This window comes from Hyunsoonleella jejuensis (assembly GCF_900111025.1).
In the GTDB taxonomy this organism is placed as follows: Bacteria; Bacteroidota; Bacteroidia; order Flavobacteriales; family Flavobacteriaceae; genus Jejuia; species Jejuia jejuensis.
The window spans coordinates 1518845-1545619 of sequence record NZ_FOFN01000001.1; the positions used below are offsets into that span (position 1 = coordinate 1518845).

Consider the following 26775-nt stretch of genomic DNA (forward strand, 5'->3'; position numbering starts at 1 on the left):
AAATTCAAACAAAATAAATTCATTAGTTTTGTATGCTAACTAAAAACTGAATTAAATTCTTATGGAATATTTAGAATTTGAATTACCTATTAAAGAGCTTGAAGATCAACTTCAAAAATGTAAGGTTATAGGGGAAGAGAGCGATGTTGATGTTACTGAAACTTGCGAACAGATAGAAACAAAGTTAAAAAAGACGATGACTGATATCTACAAAAACCTTACGCCTTGGCAAAGGGTGCAGTTATCTAGACATCCTGATAGACCTTATACCTTAGATTATATAAAGGCCATTTGTGGCGATACTTTTTTAGAGTTACACGGTGACAGAAACTTTAAAGATGATAAGGCAATGATTGGCGGGCTGGGTAAAATTGGTGACCAAAGTTATATGTTTATCGGTCAACAGAAAGGCTACAATACTAAAACGCGACAATACAGAAATTTTGGGATGGCCAATCCTGAGGGGTATAGAAAGGCATTGCGATTAATGAAGTCTGCAGAAAAATTTGGTATTCCAGTAGTAACATTGCTGGATACTCCAGGAGCCTACCCCGGCTTAGAAGCCGAAGAGCGAGGACAAGGGGAGGCCATTGCAAGAAATATTTTAGAGATGACGCGCTTAAAAGTACCCGTGATTACTGTGATTATTGGTGAAGGTGCTTCAGGAGGAGCATTAGGTATTGGTGTGGGAGACAAAGTTTTGATGTTAGAAAATACTTGGTACTCAGTAATTTCGCCAGAATCCTGTTCGTCTATCTTGTGGCGTAGCTGGGAATATAAAGAAACTGCGGCCGAAGCACTCAAATTAACGGCAACAGACATGAAAAAATTAAAACTGATAGATGCGATCGTAAAAGAACCTCTTGGTGGTGCACATAGGGATAGAGAAAAAACTTTTAAAACTGTTGCTACAGCAATTCAGAAAAATTATAGTGAATTAAAAAACTTATCACCAGAAGATTTGGTAAGTCAACGCATGGATAAATATGCAAATATGGGAGTTTTTAAAGGGTAACTTCTTTAAAACCAAAACATAAAAAATCTGAAGTTTGTTCTTCAGATTTTTTTTATGGTTATCCACAACAAAATTGAGTTATTAACAGTTAGTTTGTTAAATAAACGTGTACAACCAAATCTGTATTTTTTAAAATTAGAGCCATTATTTGTATATTTTCGTAACCATGAAACAACCAAACCAATTAACGGGATATAAAGTAGATAAAAGCACAATTATCAGTCTTGAGAAGGGAAAAATACCTCCTCAAGCACTTGATTTAGAAGAGGTTGTGCTTGGTGCGATGATGATTGACAAGAAAGGTGTTGATGAGGTAATTGATATTTTGAGCCCTGATGCATTTTACAAAGAAGCGCATCAACTCATTTTTGAGGCTATTTTTCAATTATTTGAAGGCAGCGAACCCGTGGACTTATTAACCGTTTCTACGCAATTAAAGAAAAACGGAAAACTAGAAATGATTGGGGGTGATTTTTATCTTATTTCGCTTACACAAAAAGTGTCTTCTTCTGCACATATTGAGTTTCATGCACGTATTATTCTACAAAAGTTTATTCAACGAAGTTTAATTAAAATTTCAAACGAAATTATTGAGGATTCCTACGACGAATCTAAAGACGTTTTCGATTTATTGGATAAAGCAGAATCCAAGCTTTATGAAGTTACACAAGGCAACATAAAAAAATCTAGCGAAACTGCTCAAGAGTTGGTGATTCAAGCCAAGAAAAAAATTGAGGAAATTTCAAACAAGGAAGGACTAAGTGGTATTCCTACAGGATTTCACAAGTTGGATAAATTGACCTCAGGTTGGCAGCCATCAGATTTAATTATTGTAGCAGCAAGACCTGGTATGGGTAAAACGGCTTTAACACTTTCTATGGCAAGGAATATAGCCGTTGATCAAAATATTCCAGTGGCTTTTTTCTCCTTAGAGATGGCGTCTGTTCAGTTAATCACGCGTTTAATTTCTAGTGAAACCGGTTTGTCTTCCGAAAAACTAAGAACCGGAAAACTGGAAAAACATGAATGGGAACAACTAAACGTAAAGGTTAAGGATTTAGAAAAAGCACCGTTATTTATTGATGATACACCGTCTCTTTCTATTTTTGATTTGCGAGCGAAAGCACGCCGATTGTCATCTCAACACGATATTAAATTAATAATGATTGATTACTTGCAGTTAATGACAGGTGGAAGTAGTCACGCCGGAAACCGTGAGCAGGAAATCTCAATGATTTCTAGAAATCTTAAAGCTTTGGCCAAAGAATTGAATGTTCCGGTTATCGCATTATCTCAGTTATCACGTGCCGTTGAAACTAGAGGAGGAAGTAAACGCCCGTTGTTATCTGATTTACGTGAATCTGGAGCAATAGAGCAAGATGCTGATATTGTGAGCTTTATATACAGACCAGAATATTATAAAATTGATGAATGGGACGATGAAGAACGAACACCAACAGAAGGACAAGCAGAGTTTATTATTGCAAAACATAGAAATGGTGGTTTAGACAATATACGTTTGAAGTTTATCGGGCATTTAGGTAAGTTTGATAACTTGGATGACTTTGACTCTCCATTTGAATTTCATAGTAAGATGAATGCAGCAGCTAATGATGATACCTTTAAAACTGATGGTTTTACGGCGAGTCCAGATCAAGCTTTCGGAAGTTCATTTAATGAAGAAGATGAGGATAATGATGTCCCCTTTTAACATTTGATTAATTTTTCGGGTTTATTTTTTCGTTATCTTTCGACTTATGGAAAAAAAAGCCCTAATACTCTTAATTTTACTACTTCTAAGTATAAATTCTTATGCATCCTATATTCTTGTTCCCATGGATGCAGAAGGCCAGAAGAATCATTTAAAAGCTTATGGTATAACGTTCTGGACTTTAGAAAAACAGCTAAAAGTAAAATGGTTGTTAAATTATAGAGGAGGCTCATTTTTATTACCAGATACGGAAACCATTCAGCAAGAATGCCAAATAAGAGGTGTGTCGTTTGAAGTTATTTCTAATTCCAAAGCAGAGAATATCCTTGAAGAAATAGCTAGTCCTAGTAAAAATATGGAAGCTGTAGTATTAGAAAAAGCACCTAAAATTGCAGTGTATACTCCAAAAGGTAAGTTACCATGGGACGATGCCGTAACTATGGTCTTGAAGTACGCTGAAATTCCGTATGAAACAGTTTATGATGAAGAAGTTCTAAATGATGGCTTATTATTATTCGATTGGTTACATCTGCACCATGAAGACTTTACAGGGCAATATGGTAAATTTTATGGCATGTACCGCTCCTCGTCCTGGTATATTCAAGAAAAGAAGGAAGCAGAAGCTTTAGCAGCGAAACTAGGGTACGATAAAGTCTCGCAATCCAAATTAGATGTGGCATTAAAAATACGAAACTATGTTTTAGGTGGTGGTTTTATGTTTGCCATGTGTAGCGCAACCGATAGTTTTGATATTGCGCTAGCAGCCCAGGGTGTTGATATTTGTGAACCAATGTTTGATGGAGATGCCAGCGATCCCGGATATCAAAGCAAAATTGATTATGCTAAAACTTTTGCTTTTACTAATTTTTTACTGGAAAGAAGTCCAAAGGAATATGAGTTTTCATCAATAGATACCACACGAAAACGAAACATTTCAAAAACTACAGATTATTTTTCTCTCATGGAGTTTTCTGCTAAATGGGATCCAATTCCTACTATGTTATGTCAGAACCATACAGCTTTGGTAAAAGGATTTATGGGGCAAACTACGGCGTTTACTCGAGATGAAATAAAATCTAATGTTTTGGTTTTAGGAGAAAACAAAACTAACGGAGAAGCAAAGTATATTCATGGCATAAAGGGTAAAGGGTTCTTTACGTTTTATGGAGGTCATGATCCAGAAGATTATCAGCATAGAGTAGGAGATGCAAAAACGGAATTAGATTTGCATCCTACTTCACCGGGATATAGACTTATTTTAAACAATGTATTATTTCCCGCGGCCAAAAAGAAGAAACAAAAAACTTAATTTGTAGTTTCTATAATAACCTTACGTGCAAATTTGTAAATAAAACCATCAGAAACAACAGCACCGCTGGATGTTATGTTTTGATTTAATGTTAAGTCTTCTTCAGTAGGCGTAATTAGGCCTGCAAATTCATCACCGTTTATAAAAAGTATAGATTGAGAATCATAAACCGGAATAGAAACCGAATAAACGCCTGTTTCTAAACCGTCCTCTAAGGAATTATCAATATTGTTATTTTGTACTTGAAGCGAACCACTACCAACAGCATCTAAACTAAATACCCATATCACCGTATCTGTTTCAAAATCAATGTCAATACCTGCTACACCACCAGAAACATTGGTTAAATGCCATTGATAAATTTGTATTTCGGTTGGTTCTTGATTGTCTGAGCTATTATTATCATTAATGCTACAACTATAGCCCAAAAATAATACTACTAAAGGCATCAGAAACTTAATTTTCATGATATTATATATTTATTCCTTTATAAGATGTTAAAAATAAATAAAGGTTGCGTTGTAAAGTTGAAAACTTATTAATTGGTAATTTGCCTCATTTTATCTCTCAGCACTTGTTCTAAAATTGCCTCCACACCAAAGTTATTGTTGTTGGTAGTTTCAAATCTAGCTATATCTTTTACTACCGGGTGTGCGTTTTCCATGGCAAAACTATAATAAGCATTATCAAGCATTTCTACATCATTATTGTAATCACCAAAAGCCAAAGTCTCTTTGGTAGTTATTTTGTATTTTTTTTGAATATTTTTAATGGCGGTACCCTTATTCGCTTCTATTTCAGAAATATCAACCCAATGCGTAGCAGAAAGCTTTACTTTAAAATCACTTTCCAATACTTTTACGCTAGGATAAATAAATTTTTCGGAACTTTCTTCATGAAATAATGCAACTTTATATACATCTTCTTCAATACTACTGGTGGAATTAATTACTTGGTAATTGTGATAGTATTCTGATAATAGTTCCAACAAACGTTCAGATTTGCTCATTACGTAAGCTTTATGGCGAGTACAGAACACAGGATGAGCATCGTCTATACTATTTACAACAGCAATTATTTTTCTTAGGTTATCTGTTTTTATTGGATTAGAAAGCAGTACATTATCATTTTGTATTGCCAAACCGCCATTTTCTGCAACAATAATAATATCGTTTTTAATAGTCTCCAATTTACTTGTCATACCATAATAAGGTCTTCCACTTGCGGCAACAAAAATAATGTTATGCTCTTTTAAACGTTCAAAGAGCTCAAAGAATAATGAACTTACCTCATGTTTTGAATTAAGCAAAGTGCCATCCATATCTGTAACGATAAGTTTTATTTTAGATAAATCCATACAACTAAATAAAGTTGCAAAAATAACAGGTATTTAATCATTAAGAGAAAATATCATTAATTAAATATCTGTACAATTGTATTTTGGAGTGGATCATTTTGTAAAATATCAGATAAATAATTAAAAAAATCGATAAAACGATTGTTTTTTACGATAAATTACATAAATTAGCAGCCTAAACCCTAAAATCTAATCCATGAAAACGAAATTAATCTTTCTTAGTTTTTGCTTTATATTAATTTCTGGTGCGGGCTTTGCGCAAAAAAAGAAGGAGCCCAAAAGTATAATAAGCGAAGGTGTAGCCATAAAAAAATATCACAGTAAAGCAGAGCTTGATAGAATGGCCAAAGGTGAATTGCTAGTACTTTATGTAGAAAGAATAGAAAGTCTAGTTAAGTTAATGCCTTATATCGCTTTTGCAACGAAACCAGGTGTAACTATGTCAACATTAGGTATCCCAAATGATAGTGATAATAGAAAGGCATTGGATGATCAATTTGAAGCTACAGATGACTTCTTAGAGAGCACGTCCGAATTTCAAAAGCGAATATTACCGTATTCAGATACCGATGATTTAGTTTCTGCAATCATATTTTATGAAGAAACTTTAAAGTCGCTTCACGAGTATAGTGAATATCATTAATTTTTTTGCTTAAAAAACATGAAATAAACCCAGATTTTTGGGTTTTTTTTATGCGTTAATTTTCGGTAAATCCTTTTTAAAGCTGTAAATCCTCTTATTGAGTACAACATTTTTTAAAGAAAGAAAAAACCGTCTTTTTTAATTTACAACATTATAAAAGTGTATTTCATCGATTTTTTTGATTTTATTTCAATATAATTTATGCATTTCAGCGAAATAATTGGTATTTCATAGATTATTCTATTAGTTTTGATTGTATTATAATTACGCGTTTTCCTTTAATTGAAAATAATAAGTGACATGAAAAAAATTACTCAAATTGTCTTAATATCTCTGATAAGTTTTTCTTGCGGTTTCGCACAACAGGAAAAAGGAATTGTAGGAGAAATGAACTGGTTGAATAATTGGACAGATTTTAAACCAAATCAAAAGGATTATGGTGAGCCGACCCAAATCTTAACAGGTAGTATTACTGAAGATACAACGCTTAGAAAAGGTGAAGTATATTTATTGCTTGGTAATGTTTTTGTTACGCCAGGAGTAACGTTAACCATAGAGCCGGGTACCGTTATTTTTGGTGATTATAAGACCGATGCATCATTAACTGTAGCACGTGGCGCCAGTATTTTAGCGAAAGGCAACCCAACAGACCCTATCGTTTTTACATCAAACAGAAGTATTGGAAAGCCAGGTGATTGGGGTGGTATTATTATTTTAGGTGAAGCACCTATAAACAAATATGGTTCGGGATCAGTTGCAGCATATCTACCCGACCTTAAACCTGCAAATTATGCTAATACAAATTATGGAGGCGATAAAATATCTAGCTTCTCTGGAGAACTCAAATATGTTAGGATTGAGTATGCCGGTAAACGCGTTGCGCAAGATACATATTTTAACGGGTTGTTGTTGGCAAGTGTTGGATCAAGTACAGTGTTAGAACATATTATGGTATCCCATTGTGGTGAGGATAGTTTTGAAGTTTGGGGAGGTAATGTTTCTTTAAATAATTTGGTGTCTTACCGCTCTAAAGGAACAGATTTTAAATTTAACTACGGTACAGCATCTCTTATATTTAATTCATTAGCCGTTAGGTCACCATATGCTTCTAATGGTAGTGGAGATAAATGTTTAGAAGTGTTGTCATACAATAGTTTAGATGAAATAGATTTTGCTAAAAGTAAAACAGCGGTAGATGCCAGCAATCTTACATTTTTAAATTCAAGCGATGATTTAGAATCGGCTATTGCTATGAATTTGGTACACGAGGCTATTTTTGTGGGTCCAAATACCGAGTTCAATATATCCAAAAGTGTAATATCTGGTTTTAATCCTGCTGTAATTCTTGATGAAAGTATTAAGGTAAACCAAGAGAACCTAGATAAGATTAGTTTTAAAGAGATGTACTTCAACAATTGTAACGGAAACATTTTTGTAGAGAATAATTCTAATAACGATGATTTAGAAAACTACTATGGTAATCGTACGTTTTTTAATGTGTATTCTAAAAGTAACAATACTGAAACCTTTATAGCATCTGAAAACTATAAAAGACCAGATTTCAGACTAAGAATAAACAAAATTATTGCATCAAATATTGACAGAGATGCTTTAGATGATTAAGACTTAAAACGAACAATTAATAAATGATAGAACTCTAGGCGTACTTTTTGAAATGATTTCCTAAGCAATCGGGAAGATTTATTCAAATTAAATATTAGAAAACGAATTCCTAGAGGTTTTATAAATAATGGAACTGCATGAGGAATTTTACAATTCTTGACATTCTTTTTATTATACTAGCGTTGATACCCTCAACGCTTTTGGCACAGGTAGTTATTAGTAAACCTAGCTTAGGGTTTACCCAAGCTTGTGCGAGTTCTAGTTTTAACTCATACGATATAACCTTTTCATTTTCTCCAGATGGTAGTTTAGAAGCATCTAATCAGTTTATAATAGAATTATCTGACGGTAACGGAAGTTTTGCAAATGCAACAACAGTTTATTCCTCAAACGTAGGAGCTATTACAACCTCGCCAGTAACGCTAAATTTTGCAATTCCAGAAGAAACTGCTGGTGAAGGATATAAAGTAAGAGTAAAAAGCACCGCACCAGCTGCTACAAGTAGTGCATCTAATGCATTTGCAGCATATTACAAAATTCAAGATAGTCCTTTTTCAATAAACAACTTAATAGAAACAGGTGTGTATTGCCAAGGTGGAAGTTATTTGCTTACAATTGACAATCCTGGTGGAGCCATGAACGATTCTCCGCTGCAATATCCAAACCTAACATTCAATTGGTACAGAGAAACAAGCCCAACAACATCAGTTTTTGTTGCGTCAGGAGAAAGTTTAGAAGTTAGTAACCCTGGTACTTATTTCGTAGAAACTAATTATGGCACATGTACATCAAATTCATTTTCCAATAGAGTTACAGTGAGCGAAGCGTCTTCGGATACATCGTCTTCATCAATCAGCTCTAGTTTAGGCAATCCATATTGTTCAACAAACGGACCAACTACTTTAAGTGCGATTAATGGAAAGGCTTACCAATGGTTTAAAGATGGCGTGGAGATTGAGGGCGCCACTGAGCAAATGTACGAAACTAATGAAGCGGGAACATATTCAGTTAGAATAGATTTAGACAATTGCTCTGCCTCAGCATCTATAGATTTGGTAAATACAGACTTTACCAGTGAAATTAATGTTGATGAAAGAAATTTATTGCCATCAAATGAAACCTTAATGGTTGAGGTGACTACAACTGCAGTTAATCCAATATTTGAGTGGTATTTGAATGATACTCTAATTTCAGGAGCTATCGAAAACAGTTATGAAGTTTCCCAAGAAGGTAATTACAAAGTTGTCGTACAACAAACGCAAGGTTGTACGGCGGCGCAAGAATTAAGCTTTACAGTTACCGAACCATTTCCTAACGTTGCAAATATTCCAAATGTAATCACGCCAAATGGAGATGGTGTTAACGATACTTGGGTAATTCCACAAGAGTATGTTAGCGGCACAAATACCCAAGTTATGGTATTGAGTTCGCAAGGAAAAGTGGTTTTAGATACTACAGATTACCAAAATAATTGGCCAGAAAACGAATTGAGTTTTAAAGATGTAAACCCAGTTTACTATTATATAATTAAAACACCAAACCAAAAGATAAAAAAAGGATCTATTACAGTTCTAAGATAAAATGAACAAATATCTATTATATATGTTTCTAATGTTATGTACCATTCAGCAATTCCATTCTCAAGAGAGCAATGGCATTGTTGCTTTGGATTTACCTGTTAGAAATTCTTTAAAGTTTAATAGGTATGCTATTAATCCAACATTCAGTTTTGTTAGAGAACAGAACAAGTATATCAGCTTTACCAATAAAAAGCAATGGGCTCAATTTAATAATGCGCCAAATTCATATGTATTTAGTTATGCAGGTCGTTTTTCTGAAAATATTGGAGCTGGAGTAGGTTTATTTCAGCAAGATTTTGGAGTGCTAACTACTTTTGGAGGCTTACTTAATTTTGCATATAACGCAAGTTTAAGTAGAGAAAGCAATCTTACATTTGGATTAAATATTGGTGCTTATCAGAGTAGTTTAAATCAGGGCAGTGTGATTGTTAATACTCCAGATCCCTCTTTACAAAATGTGCCTTCAAACTTTTTGTTTACAATAAATCCAGGTATAAACTACGGTACTGATTTTTTCGACTTTGGAGTGGCCATAAATAATTTGGTGTCTTATAATTTAAATGATTCAAAACTAATTGAAGACAATCCAGAAATGGGTCTACAAGCGCATGTAATGTACACGGGATATATGAATACACGTGGCTTTTTTGATGAAACTCGATTTTCTACGCTCATAAGGAGTGAATTTAAAAAAGACAAAACTATTATTTCAGGACTTGCTATGTTGAATGTTCCTAAAGGAATTTGGGCTCAAGCAGGTTATAATACACTTTATGGAGCTTCTGCAGGTATTGGTATTAATGTTACAAACAACATTGCGGTAGAATATAACTACGAGCAATCTATGGGTAATTTTTCAGAATTTGGAAGCTCTCATGAGATTACCTTAGCGTACCGTTTCAATAATAAATACAGGTATACTTATGGAGACGAGGAAGAACAGAAATCTGTATTTAATATCAAAAAAAGACGATTTAAGTCAAATAATTTAACCGATGAAGATAGAGCTAGAATTGCGGAAAGAAGAGCAGAGTTAGCAGCTAAACGAAAAGCTGAAGCAGAGGCACAAAGGGCAAAAGTTGAAATAGCAGCTTCGGCCAATCAAAATGATATTTCTCAAAATGGAAATCAGAAAATAGAAGCTAAAGAAAATAGTGACGATGAAGTACAAAACGTTGAAGAGGCTACGTTAGCATTAGAAGCTGAAGCAAGGTCTAATGTTGAACAAGAGGAAAAAGCAAAAGCAGAAGCAGAGAGAAAAAGGGCTGAAGAACAAGCTAAACAAAAATTACAGGAAGAAGTATTTAAGAAGGAAGAAGCTGAAAAATTAAGATTGGAGAACGAGGCAAAAGCTAAAGCTGCAGAAGAAAAACGATTACAGTTAGAAGCCGAAAGAAGAGCCAAGGAAGCTCAAGAAACTGCCGCGGCAGAAGCCGAAAAACTTAGATTGGAAGAGACAGAGCGCTTAAAGCTAGAACAGGAGCAAAAAAGAATAGAGGAGCAAGCAAGAATAAAAGCACAAGAGGAAGCACTGAACCTGCATGAAGAAGAAAAATTAAGATTAGAGGCAGAAGCTAAGCTGAAGGCTGAAGAAGAAAAGCAAAATCTAGAGGAGAAGGAAAAAGCAGAGCAAGAAGCACAATTACAGCGTGATGCTATAGGAGAAAAAGAAAGATTAACGGCTGAAAATACTGAATTGGCTAATAATAATCAAGAGCTAAATACTGAGGCAGATGATGAAGCGGCTAAAGCTATGAATGTATTGTTAAGTGAAACTAATAGTGCAAAAGTAAATCAGGATCAACTTATGCAAAAGTTATCTGAAAAGATTGATGTGAAACAGAAAGATTTAAATGATTTAAAAGAGGAAAATGATTTAAGTGAGCAGGGTGTTTACCTAGCTCCGAAACCATTTAAAAGCTTATCGGCAGAAAATGCTGCAATACAAACATTGAAAGATGAACTTGAAAAAGTAGAGAAAGATCAAGAGATGAAAATTGTTGAGCTCGAAGCTATTTTGGTCAAACGTAAGAGAAAGTTCAAAAAAGATGAAGAAGGTATTAACGAGTTTTACTTTAACGCACTAGAGCAATTAAGAGCAGACCAACTTAGAATCAAAAGAACTAAAGAACGTTTGGTTTACAACTTAGAGCAAATAAATGAAGATACTGATTTTGAAAGAAAACGAAGAATTCGTCGTGCAGCATACGATAATCAGCAAGATAGATATAATAAAGACAAGGCAGCACTAGAAAGAATTAAGAAGTTTACTGATGAAAGCACAGTAGAATTACAAGAGGAAGATTTTGATTTTGGGGAAGAACAAACCAAAAACATTCAAATTATTAAAAATGTTATGAATGAGGATCCGGGATATTATATGGTTATTGCTGTTCATAATAATGTTGAAAAAAGAGATGAGTTTCTAACTAAAGTAGTAGCATCTGGTGAGAAGGATGTGAACTTTTTCTTTGATGTGAACACTAACAAATATTTCATTTACTATGAAAAATTTGACTCTATAGATCAAGCGAAAAACGCATTGGAAACTAAAGGAAGTAAACCCTATAACGGAAAAATGTCATTAGTAAAAATAGATAACTAGAAGAATTAAATAAACAGATTGCTATTTCTCTAGCCCCAATAAATTGAAATAGAAAAACTAACAACTATGAAAACGCCTACTTATGTAAATAACTGTATTATTGCATTAATGCTCTTAATGGGCATGCAGTTATTCGCGCAAAACTTAGTACCTTTTGTACCAAGGTACGACGAAGCGATTAAAGGAGATATGCTTTTGATTGGAAACAGTAATGTTGGGTTACATGTTACCAATCCTTACAATGGGAATGATACTAATGATAGGGTGGATGCCGCCGTTTATGTAGATATAGATGGTGATCCAACGACATTTAACTCCAGTACCGCTGATTTAGATGTACCAAGCGATACAAACTGTTATCAAATTGTTTACGCTGGTTTATATTGGAGTGCTGTTGTAAATGGTAACGATCCTATATCAGATATAAAATTTAGAACACCAGGTAACCCTTATCAGGATATAACGGGTACGCAGATATATTTTCAAAATGCAGCCAATAATAACAATTCAAACACCTATGTATATTATCATGATGTAACTGATATACTTACTGCTTTACCAAATCCGGAAGGAACATATGGTGTGGCCAATATATCTTCACTGGTAGGGCCAAAACCAAATTCGGAAGGATTGTCAGCAGGTTGGTCACTTTTCGTAATCTATGAAGATCCGTTATTGCCAAGTAAATACATCACTTCGTTTGATGGTTTTACAAAAATTACCAGTACTATAAACGAGACATTCCCAATCTCTGGATTCCAAACCATTCCGGTAGGACCTGTTCGTGCAAAATTTGCATTTAGTACTATCGAGGGTGATAGACGTTACACTGGAGATTACTTAGAACTCAATGGAAGTGTTATTAATGCAACGGATAACTCAGGAACGGTAATTCGTCCCGGAAATAACTTTTTTAATAGTACAGTTTCTATAATAGATCCTCTTACCAATACTCCAGAATTATTTTTTGACAGAAATCCTGCAGGCACAAATACTTTAGGTTTTGATGCAGGTATTATAAATATTCCAAATGCCGGTAATAGTCTTATTGGAAATGGTGATACAACTGCCACTATAAGTTTAGGAAGTAATCTGGATATTTATTACTACTATTTTAGTGCTTTTGCCATTGAAATTATTGCACCAAATATCGTATTAACCAAAATTGTTGAGGATGAATTTGGTACAAATATAGAAGGACAAGAAGTAGATTTAGGCGATGAGCTAAATTATGTTATTGGTTTTGAAAATACAGGTAATGACGATGCCACAAATCTCACCATTCGTGATATTTTGCCAACAAATATCGTATTTAATTATCCGGCGGATATAGTCTCTTTGCCTACTGGAGTTACTGTTCAAAGTTACAACGCTACAACTAGAGAAATTGTATTTAGTGTAGATCGCTCCATCGTAGAGCAAAACGATCCAGTACAATCTATTCGCTTTAGAGTAACCGTAGTTTCTGATTGTAGTTTGCTTACTGATGCATGTTCAAATATTATTGATAATCAGGCCTATTCAACCTATCAAGGTACTATAAATCCAGATTTTACAATTTCTGACGATCCAAGTTACAATAGTAACACAGGATGTTTAATAACGCCAAGAGCTACAAACTTTTTAGCAGACTTAAACTGTACGTTTGATGAGAATGTCGTGCTTTGTGGGGATTCCACAACCTTAACAGCAGGAAATGGATATGATGCATATACATGGTCTACCACTCCAGGTGGGCCAGCTATAAGCACCGGACAATCGTTTACCGCAACCTCTACGGGAACATATTATGTATTTAATCAAGCAACAGCACCCTGCCAATCTATAACGCAACAATTTGATGTGGTTCTATATGGTGCTGATGTTACTAATCCAGTAATTCCTTTTGCTGACGAAATTGTGATTTGCCCTAACGACGGTAAAGAGTTACCAAACATATTTTTATGTGGCGCCAATGATTCTAGGTTTATTCAAACGAATATTACCGATACATCTTCTATGATTTGGGAAGTGTTAGATGAATCTAGTTGTGACGCAGTTTTAAATGAGGATTGTGCAAACGAAAGTGATACCTGTACTTGGAATCAAGTAGGTACAGGACCAAACTTTACAGCAGATACAGCAGGACAATATAGATTAACATTAAACTATGATGGTGGTTGTTTCAACCAGTTTTATTTTAATGTATACGAAAACTTATTGGTGCCTACGGTAACGTCAAGAGATATTATTTGTACCACACCGGGTGAAATTGTGGTAGGAAGTGTTCCTAGTGGATATGAGTATAGTATCGATGGTACAAACTATCAAGTGAGTAACACATTTTCGGTAAATACTCCAGGAATTTATTCTGTTTATATTAGGCAAATTGGAGTTACTCCAAATCCATGTATATTCACTGTACCTGACGTTCAAATTAGAGAAAGAGACTTTACAGTACAAACCACCGTGACTCAGCCATTGTGTTATGGAGAATTGGGTAATGTGATTTTAGCAGCAAATGATGCACGACCACAATATTTCTTTTCTATTTATGATGGAGCAACATTAGTTAATAGTGTTGGGCCAATTGTTGATGATAATTATACGTTTGAAAACTTAAACCCAGGAACTTACACCATAAATGTTTCTACTGAAGATGGCTGTACGTTTACTGGCGATATTGAAATTATTCAACCTCCGTTATTAGAGGCAACTTCGGCTTTAACCAAACCATTAAACTGTACCAATGGAGAAATTACGGTTTATCCAGTAGGAGGAACGGCACCATATTATTATTTTGTTAATGGGGCAACAACGTTTCAAAGCACGCCAATTATAGATGTTCCAACAGCAGGAACATATACTATAAGAGTTGTAGACTTTAATAATTGTGAAGCCGAAACTATTATCGATGTTGATGCAATACTAGCCCCAGATTTCACAGTAGTACAAACCAATATTTTATGTGCTGATGCACCTGATAGCGGTTCTATAACCATTAACGTGGCAAACCCAAACGGAAATACATTGCGTTATAGTATTGATAATGGTATAACGTATCAAAATTCACCAAATTTCACAAATGTAGTTGCTGGCGATTACAATATAGTTGTAGAATATACTTCTGGTGCAGATGTTTGTACCACGTCATCGCAAACCATAACAATAACCGCAGTTACTGAAATAAGTGGTACGGTGGCACTCACTACGCCATTTACTTGTACAACGGATGGTATTATTACGGTGTCAGGAGTAACAGGAGGAACATCTCCTTATCAATACAGTATTGATGGTGTAAATTTTCAACCAGGAACCACTTTTACTGGATTAACGGCTGGTACGTATACTGTTACAGTAAGGGATGCCAATGTATGTACATTTGTTGCTGCACCTATAACTGTTGCAACCTTAAATCCTCCAACGGATTTAGATTTCAGTGGAACACCAATAACATGTCCTAGTAACACTTCAGATATTACTTTATCGGCTACTGGAGGATTAAGTCCTTTAGAATATCAAATTATCGCCCCTTCTGGTTCAGCAACAGCGTATCAATCATCAAACATATTTACAGGATTAACTCCTGGAACATACACGTTCCAAGTTCGTGATGCTAACGAGTGTACTTATGCTGAAACCCATACTATTGAACCATTGCCACCTTTAACGGCAAGAGCTATTGTTACTAAGGATTTAGATTGTACAGTGTTACCAAATGGAACTATTGAAGGCACAATATTAGGAGGCACAGCACCATTTACCTATGCAGTTTCTATCAATGGAGGTAGTTATACAAGTCTTGGTGCTACTGGAACAACATTTACATATGCAGTTGCTGCAGATGGTACATATCAGTTTCAAATTACTGATGCCAATAATTGTACCGCAGAAACTTCCGTACAAACAATTAACCCTATAACGCCTGTAACAGCATCTGCTTTAAAAGTAGATCCAAATTGTAATGGAGATGCTAATGGCTCCATAACTCTTTCGGCCTTAACTGGAGCCGCTCCATTTACGTATAGTATCGATGGAGGTGTAACCTTTGTGTCCACAAATGTTTTTGGAGGATTAACAGCAGGAAGCTATAGTTATACAGTAATGGATGGCAAGGGGTGTGATGTTTCTGGAACAATAGTTTTGGATGAGCCAGCACCTATTACTCCAAGTTTTAACCTAAACCCTATACAATGTAATTCTAACATTCCAGGAAGTATTGATGTTACTATGACTTCAGGTGGGGTAGCGCCATTTACATATGCTATTTTCGATAATACTTTTACCCAAATAGGTACAAATATAACTACGGCATCAACAACACATACATTTAATGGTTTAGCATTTGGTGATTATGTTATAACTATAGTTGATAGTAATGGATGTGAATATATTAGTAACGAATTACGAATTCTAACGCCGCCAAACGTAAATGTTACAGGTAATGCTACTACTGGTACATGTGCTACTGGAGCCACAGTAGATTTAGAGGTTATTACAGGGGTAGCGCCTTTTACATATGCAATATTTGGGCAACCGGCATCTGCTTTTGGGCCTACTGCTCTAACCACACATACATTTTCAGGTTTAGACCATGGCACCACTTACTTCTTTGAAGTTATTGATGCTGGAGGTTGTACTTCAATTGTAGAAGTAACAACACCCGTATTATCATCTATAAATATCAATAGTATAACTGAAAATGATGTGAGTTGTTATGGAGACTCAAGTGGCTCTGTAGATTTTACGGTTTCCGATTATGATGCCTCGGTAACCTCAATCTATTATGAAATAAGAGATGAGTTAACAAATAATCCTATTGTTCCAGCTCAAAATGGAACGTTTACAGGTTTAACTGGAGCGCCGGCCAATGGAAGTATTTCGGGTTTACCGGCAGGCAACTATACGCTTTTTGTGAGAGAAGCAAATGGCACTTTATGTACCGCGAGTAGCACATTTAGAATTATGCAGCCAGTTCAGCCCTTAATTGCTGCCGTATCAGATAATATTAATGCGCATTGTAACGCTAATGCACAAGTTATAGTAACAGCTTCAGGCGGTACCGCTCCATACGAATATGCTGCTGGGGCAGTTGGTTTTGTGCCAACTCCTTCAGATTTTGGAGTTAGCAATGTCCTTTATTTGGATTTTGCAACAAGATCAAATTGGGATATTTTTGTAAGAGATGCCAATGGATGTGAATTTAGACTCAATGAAACAATAGTATCAGATCCTGAACCAGTAATAGCAGCAACCATAAACAATCAATGTACGGTTACGGAAGGAAATTTTGAAATTGATGTATTATTAACTTCCGCTGGAATTCCACCATATAGTTATAGTATTGATGGAGGGGCTTTTCAAACTAGAACAGCACCATTTAGTATTTCAAATTTAACATCTGGAAGTCACACTGTAGAGATTCAAGATGCTAATGGTTGTGGCAACATAGTAAATGTAGATATTGCACCACCTGTTGATATAACGCCTAGTATCACCGCATTACCAACTTGTAATAATGATGATGGAGAAATCACCATTATTGGTATTGGTGGAACAGGAGTGTACACTTATACTATTAGTCCGAATCCAGCAAGCATTAGTTTAAGTGGAAATGTATTTTCAGGAGTACCTTCTGGAACATATACTATTACAATTACCGATGCTAATACCTGTTCTGCCAATGTTGAGGTTGTATTACCTGAAGCCGTTCCGCCTATGGTAACTACAACATCATCGCCAGTAACTTGTTTTGGTGATAATACGGGTAGTTTTGAAATTAGCGTAAGCGGTTATTCAGGACCGTATACCTATGAGATTTTTGATAGTGCCTCAACATCGGTTACGGGTATTGTAAATGCAAATACATCAACTAACCCACAGTTTGTTTCGGGAATAGCAGCCGGAAACTATAGCGTAGTAGTTACTCAAACAGCAAGTCCATTTTGTGCAGCAACATCAGATGTAATTATTCAATCACCACCAAGTGCATTATCGGTTATTGCAACGGAAACATCAAATGTTACCTGTGACAATGATAAAGGTACAATAACGGCAGTAGCAAGTGGCGGTTATGGTACTTACGAATATGAATTAACGGGAGCTACAACAGTAGCATTCTCTCCAAATGGTACATTTACAAATTTAGAAGCAGGAGTTTATACAGTTAATGTTCGTGATGCGGGAGGGTGTATCGCTTCCGATGATGTTACGCTAATCATTCCAAATCCAATAGATGCTACCATTTCAGCAAGTACAACAGTATTGTCTTGTTTTGGAGATACTAATGCTACAATTACAGTTATAAACACAACAGGCGGGCAAGGTTCAAATTACACCTACACTTTAAATCAAATTTTGCCGACACCTTCAACTTCAGGGCCTCAAACATCTACCGTTTTTGATAATTTGGGTGCTGGAACTTACAGTGTAAGAGTCACTGATGGTTATAACTGTGAGTTTAATACACCAAATATTGTAATTGACGAACCTACAGAATTACAGGCAACTTTAGTTAAGGAAACATCTCAAACCTGTTTAACTGAAGCTACGTTAACATTAAGTGTTTTAGGAGGAAGCGGTTCATACAGCTACAGTACTGATAATAATTTTACTTCTGTTATTGGCACTTTCGCTACTTCGGTAACCTTTTCTGTGCCAGCTGGAGATTATCAATATTATGTTAGAGACGCAAATGGTTGTATTGCTGATGTGTCCAATCAAATAACCATCGATCCACTTCCAGATTTAACCGTTAATATAGACGCGATGAATGCTACAATTAATTGTACTGGAGATGTAACGGGAGTAATTATTGCCGAAGCACAAGGTGGATTGGGTAGCTATGTATATACGCTTCAAGACACTGCAGGAAATGCAATTCCAGCGACACAAAATAGCCCTGGTGTATTTACGGAGCTTCCCGCCGGCAACTACCAAGTAAGGGTAGATAGTGGAGATTGTTTAACCACATCTGCCGCCATACCAATTACTGAACCGTCATTACCATTAGAAGTTACATTTAACACAACTGATGTGTCCTGTACAGCGGAAAATAATGGTTCTATTGAAATTCTTGCAACAGGAGGTACAGGTACAATCAAATATGCGATATCGCCTCAGTTGAATCAGTTTTTTGATGAACCTATTTTCGAAAATTTAGCTCCTGGAACCTATCAGGCAGTAGTACAGGACGAATTAGGATGTTTTGTGATTATTGATTTTAGCATAAACGAACCCGCTCCTGTGTTCTTAACTGTGGTTCCTAATTCAACTATTCCAGAATTGTGTTCAGGGGAATTAAATGGTGCCTTTAGTGTTGATATTTCAGGAGGCAGTTTACCATATAGCGTAAGTTTAGATGATTATAATGGAACATATACTACAGGAACAAATACACAAACAGTTTTCAATTTTACCGCTTTAGCAGGAGGAAATCATGTGGTTTATATTCGGGACGCTGAAGGCTGTGAAGCAGAATTTGAAATTGATTTCCCAGAATCTATTCTAATCAATCCTCAATTGGCTATAGATTATGGTTGTGTAAATAATACATCAACGAATAGAGTTACAGTAACTCTAGATCCAGATAATATTGATCCTGCCGATTTAGAATATGCATTGGATGGTGGCCCATACCAATCAGAAAATGTATTTACAAATGTATATGCAGGCTTAGACCATTACATAGATGTGAGACACACCAATGGATGTGTACAACGAAGTGACTATTTTGATATTGATGATTATGAACCAATAGCTATAGTGCTAACAGAAAGTGGCTTGAATGAAATAGAAGCGACTACAACTGGCGGCACAGGCAATTATGAATATTTCCTTAATGGAGAATCTTACGGTAGCGAAAATACCTTCAACATTTATGCATCTGGAACCTACACGGTAACAGTTGTAGACAATAACGGATGTCAGGTTGAAGCATCGATTCCTATGGAATTTATTGATATATGTATTCCAAATTATTTTACACCAAATGATGATGGCACATTAGACGGATGGGGCATTGGTTGTGCAACACAATACGACGATTTAACCTTTGATATTTTTGATAGGTACGGGCGTAAAATAGCAACACTCAACGTAAGTGAAAAATGGGATGGCACGTATAAAGGAAAGGAGCTACCAACGGGAGATTATTGGTATGTGGTGAAGCTAAACGACAGTAGAAACGATAAAGAATTCGTAGGGCATTTTACCCTCTATAGATAAATGTAGAAGAAGATGAAGAAGGATTTAAAAAATAATAAGATGCGAAAGATAGTAATAGCTTTTTTACTATTAGTTATAGTTAAAAGCTACGGACAAGAGCTAAACTTACCGGTATTTACACAGTATTTGGCGGATAACAATTTTGTAGTATCACCAACGTATGCGGGTATTGGCGATAATCTAAAAATTAGAGCAAATGGATTGACCCAATGGGTTGGTATTAAAGGTGCTCCAGATAATCAATCTATTTACGGGGATGTTCGTATTGCAGACCGAACAGGTGTTGGTCTATCATTATATAATGATAGAAATGGTAATACCATTCAAACAGGTGCAAAGTTTTCCTTTGCACACCATTTAATTATCGATTACTATTCTAAACAATATTTGTCTTTCGGAATTTCATACAACATTAATAATTTCAGAATCGATATCAATAACTTTAATACGACGTATGAGAACCCAACCATAGATCCATTTGTAACCGATGATAGAAGAACCTCAAACAATAACTTCGATATCGGTGCTTTATATCGCTTTGGTGGTTTTTGGTTGAGCTTTAATGCGAATAATATTTTACCTAAAAATTTCGATGAGTTTATAAGAAAAAAGGAGCCTAATTTATTACTTAACTATCAATTGTATTCTGGATATACAATTAGGGGACCTAAAAAAAGTGGTTTAGAATATGAGCCTTCAGTATTCTTTCAATGGTTCGGAAGCGACAACAGATCAGCTACCGATTTAAATTTTAAATTCAGAAAATATAATCGATACGGAGATTATTATTGGGGTGGAATTTCATACCGTTTCTTAAATGATCAAGCTTTAAAACCTTTGAATATAGGTCCTATGATTGGTTTTCAAAAAAATATTTTTTATTTCGGATACGCGTATCAAATCACCACAAACGAACTAGCAGCTTACAATTCTGGAACTCATGTGGTAACTATAGGGCTTAACTTTTTACAAGGTATTAGTAACTGCCCTTGCACGCAAGATCCCGTGCATGATTAGTTAATTTTAAAGGTTGTCAAAAATTAGATTCATTTCTTTTTCTTAAATTGAAACGGACAATTTAAATCTATAAAAATGGCATCCAAGAAAACGATTATTAAGAAAATACAAATTGTTTTAACCAAACATTTTGAATCTCCACAAGACGCATTTAATTTCTTCGACAAAAATGGAGATGGTAAACTTTCTAAAAGCGAAGTTGTAAAACTTTTAAAAGAAGCTGAAATTAACGGATTTATCCGCGGTTTGGTAGGTTCTAAATTAATTGAAGGCTATGATAAAGATGGCGATGGTAAAATAGATTGGAAAGAATTTAAAACTGCGGTTGCCGAAATGGCAAAAGATATTGATTAATTTTTGTTTCAAATATGAAATGTTTTCAAAAGGAAATACAATTAAAACCCTATTCTCGAGGATTCCATTTAATTACTGATGAGGTTGTATATGTGATGCCTGAAATAAAGGAAATTAATACAGGTCAATTGCAAATATTCATAAAGCATACCTCTGCAAGTTTAACAATTAACGAAAATGCAGATTATACCGTAAGAACAGACTTTGAAAGTCACTTCAATAAGATGATTCCAGAAAATGCTTCCTATTATCAACATACTTATGAAGGTGCTGATGATATGCCAGCACACATCAAGGCATCGCTTTTAGGAGCTTCTGTACAAATTCCAATTACCAACGGGAGATTAAATTTAGGAACCTGGCAAGGGGTGTATCTATGTGAACACAGAAACCATGGAGGTAGTAGAAAATTGGTAATTACAGCTTTTGGTATATAAAAAAATCCGACTCTTTCGAATCGGATTTTTAAACTATCATTAAAGTCTATTATTCTGTTTCGTAATGAAAATAAGTAGCCCAATTATTTGCTGGGAACCCGCAACCATCTCCCCAAGCTGTTTCTTCGCAATCTCCAATTTCATTGCAAACAACCGGAATGCTAATGGCTATACTTTGTTTACCATCCGTAGGGACAATTAGTATTAAGATGTTTTCGTCACATCCAGGAATAAAACTATTGTTTTCTAAAGACATCGCAACTAACATTTCAATTCTAGCAGGGTCGTATGGTCCGGTATGCAAACATTCACTACAAATGCTATCGTCAACTAATGTCCATGTTGCTATTTGAATATCCCCAAAAGTATAATTACCTAATTCAGGTGAAGCTTGAGTTCCGATAAAACCTTGATTTAGAAGCCAGTTAACAGCTCCAAAATTTTGAGGTTTTTCGAATTTTCCTGCAGGAAGATCGCCATAAGAAGAATAAACATCTCCCGTAAAGCATTCTCCTTTTTTAAGAGATGCATCTTGATCAACACACCAAGCATCCATAGATCCAGATAATGAGTTGCCAGCAGCAATTTCTATTTCAAAATAACTATCAGAAACGCCTTTAGAAGTAACACATACATCAACTTGATCGGGTAATGCTAAAGCAGTAGTTACATCACCAGTATCCTCTACGCAATTAACCACTGCATGAGCAGCAATATAACTACCTCTGGAAGTAGGAACCTCATATGAATAAGAACTCACACAATCATGAGATTTACTGTATTCAAAATGGCCATTCTTTGGGTTGCCTCCGCCTCCCATTGGAAAATCCTCAGGATTTTCAACCACAGAGAGATGCGTAGAAGTTAAGCAATAACCACTATTGGTGATGTTATAGGTAATTGTATATAGGCCTCCAGATTCTGAGACCGTAACGTCTCCAACTAATATATTTTGTCCAGCGTATAAATCTGTTTTGGATGTTACATTGCAGTTTTCAGAAAGATCAAAAGCAGCGGTATTCGCTTTTTTATTCTTCTTTTTCTTACTTGTGAGTGCGTCAGACTCCATTGCTTCGTTTGCTTCATCAATAGATTCATTTTGGCAACTTACTATGCCAAAGAGAGCAACAATAAAGCATAATTTAAATAAATAGTAAAAAGGTTTGTTTTTCATAATAGCTTGTTTTAATAGGTTGGTAAATTATTTGAGAGAACTCTGCTATTAACTACTAACTTACGCTATTAGATTCAAATCGCAATAAAAAAAAGCCAATGAACTTAAATAATCGTTTAAGCTATTCTTATAAAGAAAAGAACCTTTAATTTTTACTTTTTATCTATGATATGGTTATTTGCCATACCATAAAGGGTATTAAACAAAAAAATCCGATTCAAACGAATCGGATTTTTAAATTAAGCGAACAATATGTTTTACAATAGGCTAAGCGCCTTATTTTACTTTGTCTATAACTGCTTTAAAAGCTTCTGGGTTATTCATCGCTAAATCTGCAAGAACTTTACGGTTCAATTCGATATTATTAGCTTTAAGTTTCCCCATAAACTGAGAATAAGATAATCCGTGTTCTCTGGCTCCAGCATTAATACGCGTAATCCAAAGAGCGCGGAATGTTCTTTTTTTGTTTCTACGGTCTCTGTACGAATATTGCATCGCTTTATCAACCGCGTTTTTAGCTACTGTCCAAACGTTTTTACGACGTCCAAAGTAACCTTTTGCTTGTTTTAGAACCTTTTTTCTTCTGGCTCTTTTTGCTACAGAATTTACTGATCTTGGCATAATTTTAATTGTTTTTGTAGTAGGCGGTCGATAATCGACACTTTAGTATTTTCTCTAAAATCGTAAATCTAAAATCTACAATCGTTAATCAAATGAGCCTAACTCCAGGGTTTATAAATTGTTTTAACCAATTAAAACTGGTGTTACTTTAAACGTAACATGGTTTTAATATTATTTTCGTCAGCCTTATCCACTAATGTGTCATGGGTTAACGCTAGCTTACGCTTTTTCGATTTCTTTGTTAAGATGTGACTCTTAAAAGCGTGCTTTCTTTTAATCTTACCAGTACCCGTCAACTTAAAACGTTTTTTGGCACTAGATTTTGTTTTCATTTTAGGCATTTCTTTTCCTAGTTTTTAATTATTGCGCTTAATTATCTTCAGTTATTACTTCTTTGGAGCAATAAACATGGTCATTCTTTTTCCTTCCAACCTTGGCATTTGTTCTACTTTACCAAACTCTTCAAGGTCTTGAGCCAGACGTAACAATAAAATTTGTCCTTGCTCTTTAAATACTATCGATCGTCCTTTGAAAAATACAAAAGCTTTAAGCTTTGCACCATCTTTTAAGAACTTTTCAGCATGTTTCTTTTTAAATTCGTAATCATGGTCATCAGTTTGCGGTCCAAATCTAATTTCCTTAACCACTACTTTACTAGCTTTAGCTTTTAAAGCTTTTTCACGTTTCTTTTGTTCGTAAAGAAACTTTTTATAATCCATAACTTTACAAACAGGAGGGTCTGCTTTTGGAGAAATTTCAACTAGGTCTAACCCTAATTCATCGGCAAGCCTAAGGGCATCTCCCTTAGTATAAATACCCACTTCTACATTATCTCCAACAAGTCTCAGCTTTTGCGCTGTAATTTTAGAGTTAATTTTGTGTTTATCCTCTTGTATTACCCTTCTATTGGGCTGTCTTCTTCTTCTAATTGCTATGGCTAAATCTTTTTTTAATTAAACTTTTATTTATTTTTAGAACGATTTTAACGTTTTACTAATGTCCTGTTTTATTATTTCGGCGAAATCGTCAATGCTAATCATTCCTAAATCTTCGCCACCATGTTTACGCACGGTTATTTTGTTTTCTTTTTCTTCTTGTTCGCCAATTATAAGCATATATGGGTGTTTTTGCATTTCTGCTTCCCTAATTTTCTTGCCTATAGTCTCATTTCTATGGTCTACAAGGGCGCGAATTTCGTGATTTTCTAGCAAATTTAAAACTTTTTCAGAGTATTTTTCATATTTCTCACTAAGAGACAATATTTTAGCTTGAACTGGCATCAACCAAATCGGGAAATTCCCACCTGTATGTTCCAATAATAATGCCACAAAACGCTCCATGCTTCCAAAAGGTGCTCGGTGTATCATTACAGGGCGATGTAGCTCGTTGTCACTACCTTTATAAGTCAATTCAAAACGCTCGGGTAAATTGTAATCTACTTGAATGGTTCCAAGCTGCCAACGTCTACCCAAAGCATCCTTTACCATAAAGTCTAACTTTGGTCCGTAAAATGCGGCTTCCCCAGTTTCAATTACATAATCTAAACCTTTATCTTCAGCAGCATTAATTATAGCTTGTTCGGCCTTTTCCCAGTTATCTACATCACCAATATATTTGTCTGGATTTTCAGGATCCCTTACAGAAACTTGAGCCGTAAAGTTTTCAAAACCTAAAGAACCAAATACATAAAGAACCAAATCAATAACATTCTTAAATTCTTCGTCCAATTGGTCAGGCATGCAAAATAAATGCGCATCATCCTGTGTAAATCCTCTAACACGTGTTAAACCGTGCAATTCACCACTCTGCTCGTATCTATATACCGTACCAAATTCAGCATAACGTTTTGGCAAATCTTTATAACTCCATTGTGCGCTTTTGTATATTTCACAGTGGTGCGGACAATTCATCGGTTTTAATAAAAACTCCTCATCGTCTTTTGGTGTGGTAATCGGCTGAAAACTATCCTCGCCATACTTGGCATAATGTCCAGAAGTTACATACAATTCTTTCTGACCGATATGCGGAGACACCACCATTTCATAACCCGCTTTTTTCTGGGCTGCTTTCAAGAAATTTTCCAAGCGCTCGCGTAAAGCTGCACCCTTAGGTAACCATAACGGTAAGCCTTGTCCCACCTTTTGCGAAAACGTAAAAAGCTCAAGTTCCTTTCCAAGCTTTCTATGGTCACGCTTTTTGGCCTCTTCCAATAAATGTAAATATTCGGTAAGTTCCTTTTGTTTAGGGAACGAAACGCCATAAATACGAGTCAATTGCGGTTTGTTCTCATCACCACGCCAATACGCCCCCGCGGCACTCATTACTTTTACGGCTTTTATAATACCAGTATTTGGGATGTGCCCACCGCGACATAAATCAGTAAACGTGCTATGATCGCAAAATGTAATCGTGCCATCCTCAAGATTCTCAATCAGTTCTGTTTTAAATTCGTTATCCTTATATAAGTCTAAAGCCTCAGCCTTAGAAACAGATCGCATTTTAAAATCATGCTTGCCACGAGCAATCTCCAACATTTTGTCCTCAATATCCTTGAAGTCCTTTTCAGAAACCGTATGCTCGCCAAAATCAACATCATAATAAAATCCATTTTCAATCGCAGGACCAATAGTCAATTTAGCCCCTGGATACAATTCCTCAATTGCTTGTGCCAATACGTGTGCAGAAGAATGCCAAAATGCCTGCTTCCCCTCATCATCTCTCCAAGTGTACAAAACCAACGAACCATCAGTGGTCAAAGGTGTCGCCGTTTCAACAGTTGTACCATTAAAACTGGCCGAAATCACGTTTCTAGCCAAACCTTCACTAATGCTTTTCGCAACATCCATTGGTGTAGCGCCCTCTTCAAACGCTTTCACACTGCCATCGGGCAAAGTAATCTGTATCATCAAATCAAATTAAAAATAGGCTGCAAAGATAATAGTATAAACAAATCCACACAATATAATAGGTAATATATAATGTCAATCTAATTCTTTCTAAAATTATATTTAGAAAAGTATCGATAATAAGGGCGTTCCCCCTCCTTGGTTTCGGGGTCGGGCTCTCCGCTATATCTTTCTGCGCAGCGTTCCAGTTTTTTTTTGTGGTCCCCGCCGTTCGGGAG

18 protein-coding genes are annotated in these 26775 nt (G+C 35.5%); 11 read left to right on the forward strand and 7 right to left on the reverse strand.

The features are described 5' to 3' along the window. Nucleotides 1-61: 61 nt before the first annotated feature. From BMY39_RS06560 to BMY39_RS06570, 3 genes are all read left to right on the forward strand, one after another. Entirely contained in the window at nt 62-1015 is a 954-nt protein-coding gene (locus BMY39_RS06560) for an acetyl-CoA carboxylase carboxyltransferase subunit alpha (RefSeq protein ID WP_092577409.1), read from the forward strand. 166 nt (nt 1016-1181) lie between these two features. Continuing rightward, nucleotides 1182-2726 carry a replicative DNA helicase gene (gene dnaB, locus BMY39_RS06565; protein WP_092577416.1) on the forward strand — a complete coding sequence of 515 codons (1545 nt, stop codon included), beginning with the start codon at nt 1182-1184 and terminating at the stop codon, nt 2724-2726. Between the two features lie 124 nt (nt 2727-2850). Beyond that, nucleotides 2851-4035: an asparagine synthetase B gene (locus BMY39_RS06570; protein ID WP_092577786.1), complete on the forward strand. Its 1185-nt coding sequence runs from the start codon at nt 2851-2853 to the stop codon at nt 4033-4035. On the opposite strand, the gene BMY39_RS06575 is transcribed toward BMY39_RS06570, so the two are convergent. Then, nucleotides 4032-4502 (reverse strand): hypothetical protein, encoded by a 471-nt coding sequence (locus tag BMY39_RS06575; protein ID WP_092577419.1) that lies wholly within the window; start codon nt 4500-4502, stop codon nt 4032-4034. The genes BMY39_RS06570 and BMY39_RS06575 overlap by 4 nt on opposite strands. A 71-nt stretch (nt 4503-4573) precedes the next feature. Next, a complete protein-coding gene (locus BMY39_RS06580; protein ID WP_092577422.1) occupies nt 4574-5392 on the reverse strand; it encodes an HAD family hydrolase in 819 nt (272 codons plus the stop codon). A gap of 196 nt (nt 5393-5588) precedes the next feature. Between BMY39_RS06580 and BMY39_RS06585 the strand changes: the two genes are divergently transcribed. From BMY39_RS06585 to BMY39_RS06620, 8 genes are all read left to right on the forward strand, one after another. Next, nucleotides 5589-6035, forward strand: a complete 447-nt coding sequence (locus BMY39_RS06585) for a hypothetical protein (protein ID WP_092577425.1) — start codon at nt 5589-5591, stop codon at nt 6033-6035. A gap of 300 nt (nt 6036-6335) precedes the next feature. Continuing rightward, nucleotides 6336-7658 carry a hypothetical protein gene (locus tag BMY39_RS06590; protein ID WP_092577428.1) on the forward strand — a complete coding sequence of 441 codons (1323 nt, stop codon included), beginning with the start codon at nt 6336-6338 and terminating at the stop codon, nt 7656-7658. A gap of 137 nt (nt 7659-7795) precedes the next feature. Continuing rightward, a complete protein-coding gene (locus BMY39_RS06595) occupies nt 7796-9238 on the forward strand; it encodes a T9SS type B sorting domain-containing protein (protein ID WP_092577431.1) in 1443 nt (480 codons plus the stop codon). 1 nt (nt 9239) lies between these two features. Beyond that, the gene (locus BMY39_RS06600) at nt 9240-11843 is read left to right on the forward strand and encodes a PorP/SprF family type IX secretion system membrane protein (RefSeq protein ID WP_092577434.1); all 2604 of its coding nucleotides are present in this window, start codon (nt 9240-9242) and stop codon (nt 11841-11843) included. Between the two features lie 66 nt (nt 11844-11909). Continuing rightward, nucleotides 11910-20048 (forward strand): T9SS type B sorting domain-containing protein, encoded by an 8139-nt coding sequence (locus BMY39_RS06605; RefSeq protein ID WP_092577437.1) that lies wholly within the window; start codon nt 11910-11912, stop codon nt 20046-20048. 39 nt (nt 20049-20087) lie between these two features. After that, nucleotides 20088-21065 (forward strand): PorP/SprF family type IX secretion system membrane protein, encoded by a 978-nt coding sequence (locus BMY39_RS06610; RefSeq protein WP_092577790.1) that lies wholly within the window; start codon nt 20088-20090, stop codon nt 21063-21065. Between the two features lie 75 nt (nt 21066-21140). Further along, complete coding sequence (locus BMY39_RS06615; protein WP_092577444.1) at nt 21141-21419, forward strand: EF-hand domain-containing protein; 279 nt, start codon at nt 21141-21143, stop codon at nt 21417-21419. Nucleotides 21420-21433: 14 nt separating this feature from the next. After that, nucleotides 21434-21856: a secondary thiamine-phosphate synthase enzyme YjbQ gene (locus BMY39_RS06620; RefSeq protein WP_092577449.1), complete on the forward strand. Its 423-nt coding sequence runs from the start codon at nt 21434-21436 to the stop codon at nt 21854-21856. A 49-nt stretch (nt 21857-21905) separates the two neighbouring features. Here the strand turns inward: BMY39_RS06620 and BMY39_RS06625 are convergent, their stop codons facing one another. The 5 genes from BMY39_RS06625 to thrS all read right to left on the reverse strand — a co-directional run bounded on the left by BMY39_RS06625 (nt 21906) and on the right by thrS (nt 26557). Continuing rightward, the gene (locus tag BMY39_RS06625; protein WP_092577454.1) at nt 21906-23030 is read right to left on the reverse strand and encodes a hypothetical protein; all 1125 of its coding nucleotides are present in this window, start codon (nt 23028-23030) and stop codon (nt 21906-21908) included. 276 nt (nt 23031-23306) lie between these two features. Next, a complete protein-coding gene (gene rplT / locus BMY39_RS06630) occupies nt 23307-23651 on the reverse strand; it encodes a 50S ribosomal protein L20 (protein ID WP_042246846.1) in 345 nt (114 codons plus the stop codon). A gap of 143 nt (nt 23652-23794) precedes the next feature. Next, on the reverse strand, nt 23795-23992 hold the full coding sequence (gene rpmI, locus BMY39_RS06635) for a 50S ribosomal protein L35 (protein WP_092577457.1): 198 nt from the start codon (nt 23990-23992) through the stop codon (nt 23795-23797). Between the two features lie 45 nt (nt 23993-24037). Beyond that, nucleotides 24038-24526 carry a translation initiation factor IF-3 gene (gene infC / locus BMY39_RS06640; RefSeq protein ID WP_143064746.1) on the reverse strand — a complete coding sequence of 163 codons (489 nt, stop codon included), beginning with the start codon at nt 24524-24526 and terminating at the stop codon, nt 24038-24040. Between the two features lie 96 nt (nt 24527-24622). Then, entirely contained in the window at nt 24623-26557 is a 1935-nt protein-coding gene (thrS, locus tag BMY39_RS06645) for a threonine--tRNA ligase (protein ID WP_092577463.1), read from the reverse strand. Nucleotides 26558-26775: the final 218 nt, after the last annotated feature.

What these genes read in the sequence shown, in the direction of transcription:
- BMY39_RS06560 (WP_092577409.1), top strand. Translation starts at nt 62, where the DNA reads ATGGAATATTTAGAATTTGAATTACCTATTAAAGAGCTTGAAGATCAA.
- dnaB (WP_092577416.1), top strand. Translation starts at nt 1,182, where the DNA reads ATGAAACAACCAAACCAATTAACGGGATATAAAGTAGATAAAAGCACA.
- BMY39_RS06570 (WP_092577786.1), top strand. Translation starts at nt 2,851, where the DNA reads ATGGATGCAGAAGGCCAGAAGAATCATTTAAAAGCTTATGGTATAACG.
- BMY39_RS06575 (WP_092577419.1), bottom strand. Translation starts at nt 4,502, where the DNA reads ATGAAAATTAAGTTTCTGATGCCTTTAGTAGTATTATTTTTGGGCTAT.
- BMY39_RS06580 (WP_092577422.1), bottom strand. Translation starts at nt 5,392, where the DNA reads ATGGATTTATCTAAAATAAAACTTATCGTTACAGATATGGATGGCACT.
- BMY39_RS06585 (WP_092577425.1), top strand. Translation starts at nt 5,589, where the DNA reads ATGAAAACGAAATTAATCTTTCTTAGTTTTTGCTTTATATTAATTTCT.
- BMY39_RS06590 (WP_092577428.1), top strand. Translation starts at nt 6,336, where the DNA reads ATGAAAAAAATTACTCAAATTGTCTTAATATCTCTGATAAGTTTTTCT.
- BMY39_RS06595 (WP_092577431.1), top strand. Translation starts at nt 7,796, where the DNA reads ATGAGGAATTTTACAATTCTTGACATTCTTTTTATTATACTAGCGTTG.
- BMY39_RS06600 (WP_092577434.1), top strand. Translation starts at nt 9,240, where the DNA reads ATGAACAAATATCTATTATATATGTTTCTAATGTTATGTACCATTCAG.
- BMY39_RS06605 (WP_092577437.1), top strand. Translation starts at nt 11,910, where the DNA reads ATGAAAACGCCTACTTATGTAAATAACTGTATTATTGCATTAATGCTC.
- BMY39_RS06610 (WP_092577790.1), top strand. Translation starts at nt 20,088, where the DNA reads ATGCGAAAGATAGTAATAGCTTTTTTACTATTAGTTATAGTTAAAAGC.
- BMY39_RS06615 (WP_092577444.1), top strand. Translation starts at nt 21,141, where the DNA reads ATGGCATCCAAGAAAACGATTATTAAGAAAATACAAATTGTTTTAACC.
- BMY39_RS06620 (WP_092577449.1), top strand. Translation starts at nt 21,434, where the DNA reads ATGAAATGTTTTCAAAAGGAAATACAATTAAAACCCTATTCTCGAGGA.
- BMY39_RS06625 (WP_092577454.1), bottom strand. Translation starts at nt 23,030, where the DNA reads ATGAAAAACAAACCTTTTTACTATTTATTTAAATTATGCTTTATTGTT.
- rplT (WP_042246846.1), bottom strand. Translation starts at nt 23,651, where the DNA reads ATGCCAAGATCAGTAAATTCTGTAGCAAAAAGAGCCAGAAGAAAAAAG.
- rpmI (WP_092577457.1), bottom strand. Translation starts at nt 23,992, where the DNA reads ATGCCTAAAATGAAAACAAAATCTAGTGCCAAAAAACGTTTTAAGTTG.
- thrS (WP_092577463.1), bottom strand. Translation starts at nt 26,557, where the DNA reads ATGATACAGATTACTTTGCCCGATGGCAGTGTGAAAGCGTTTGAAGAG.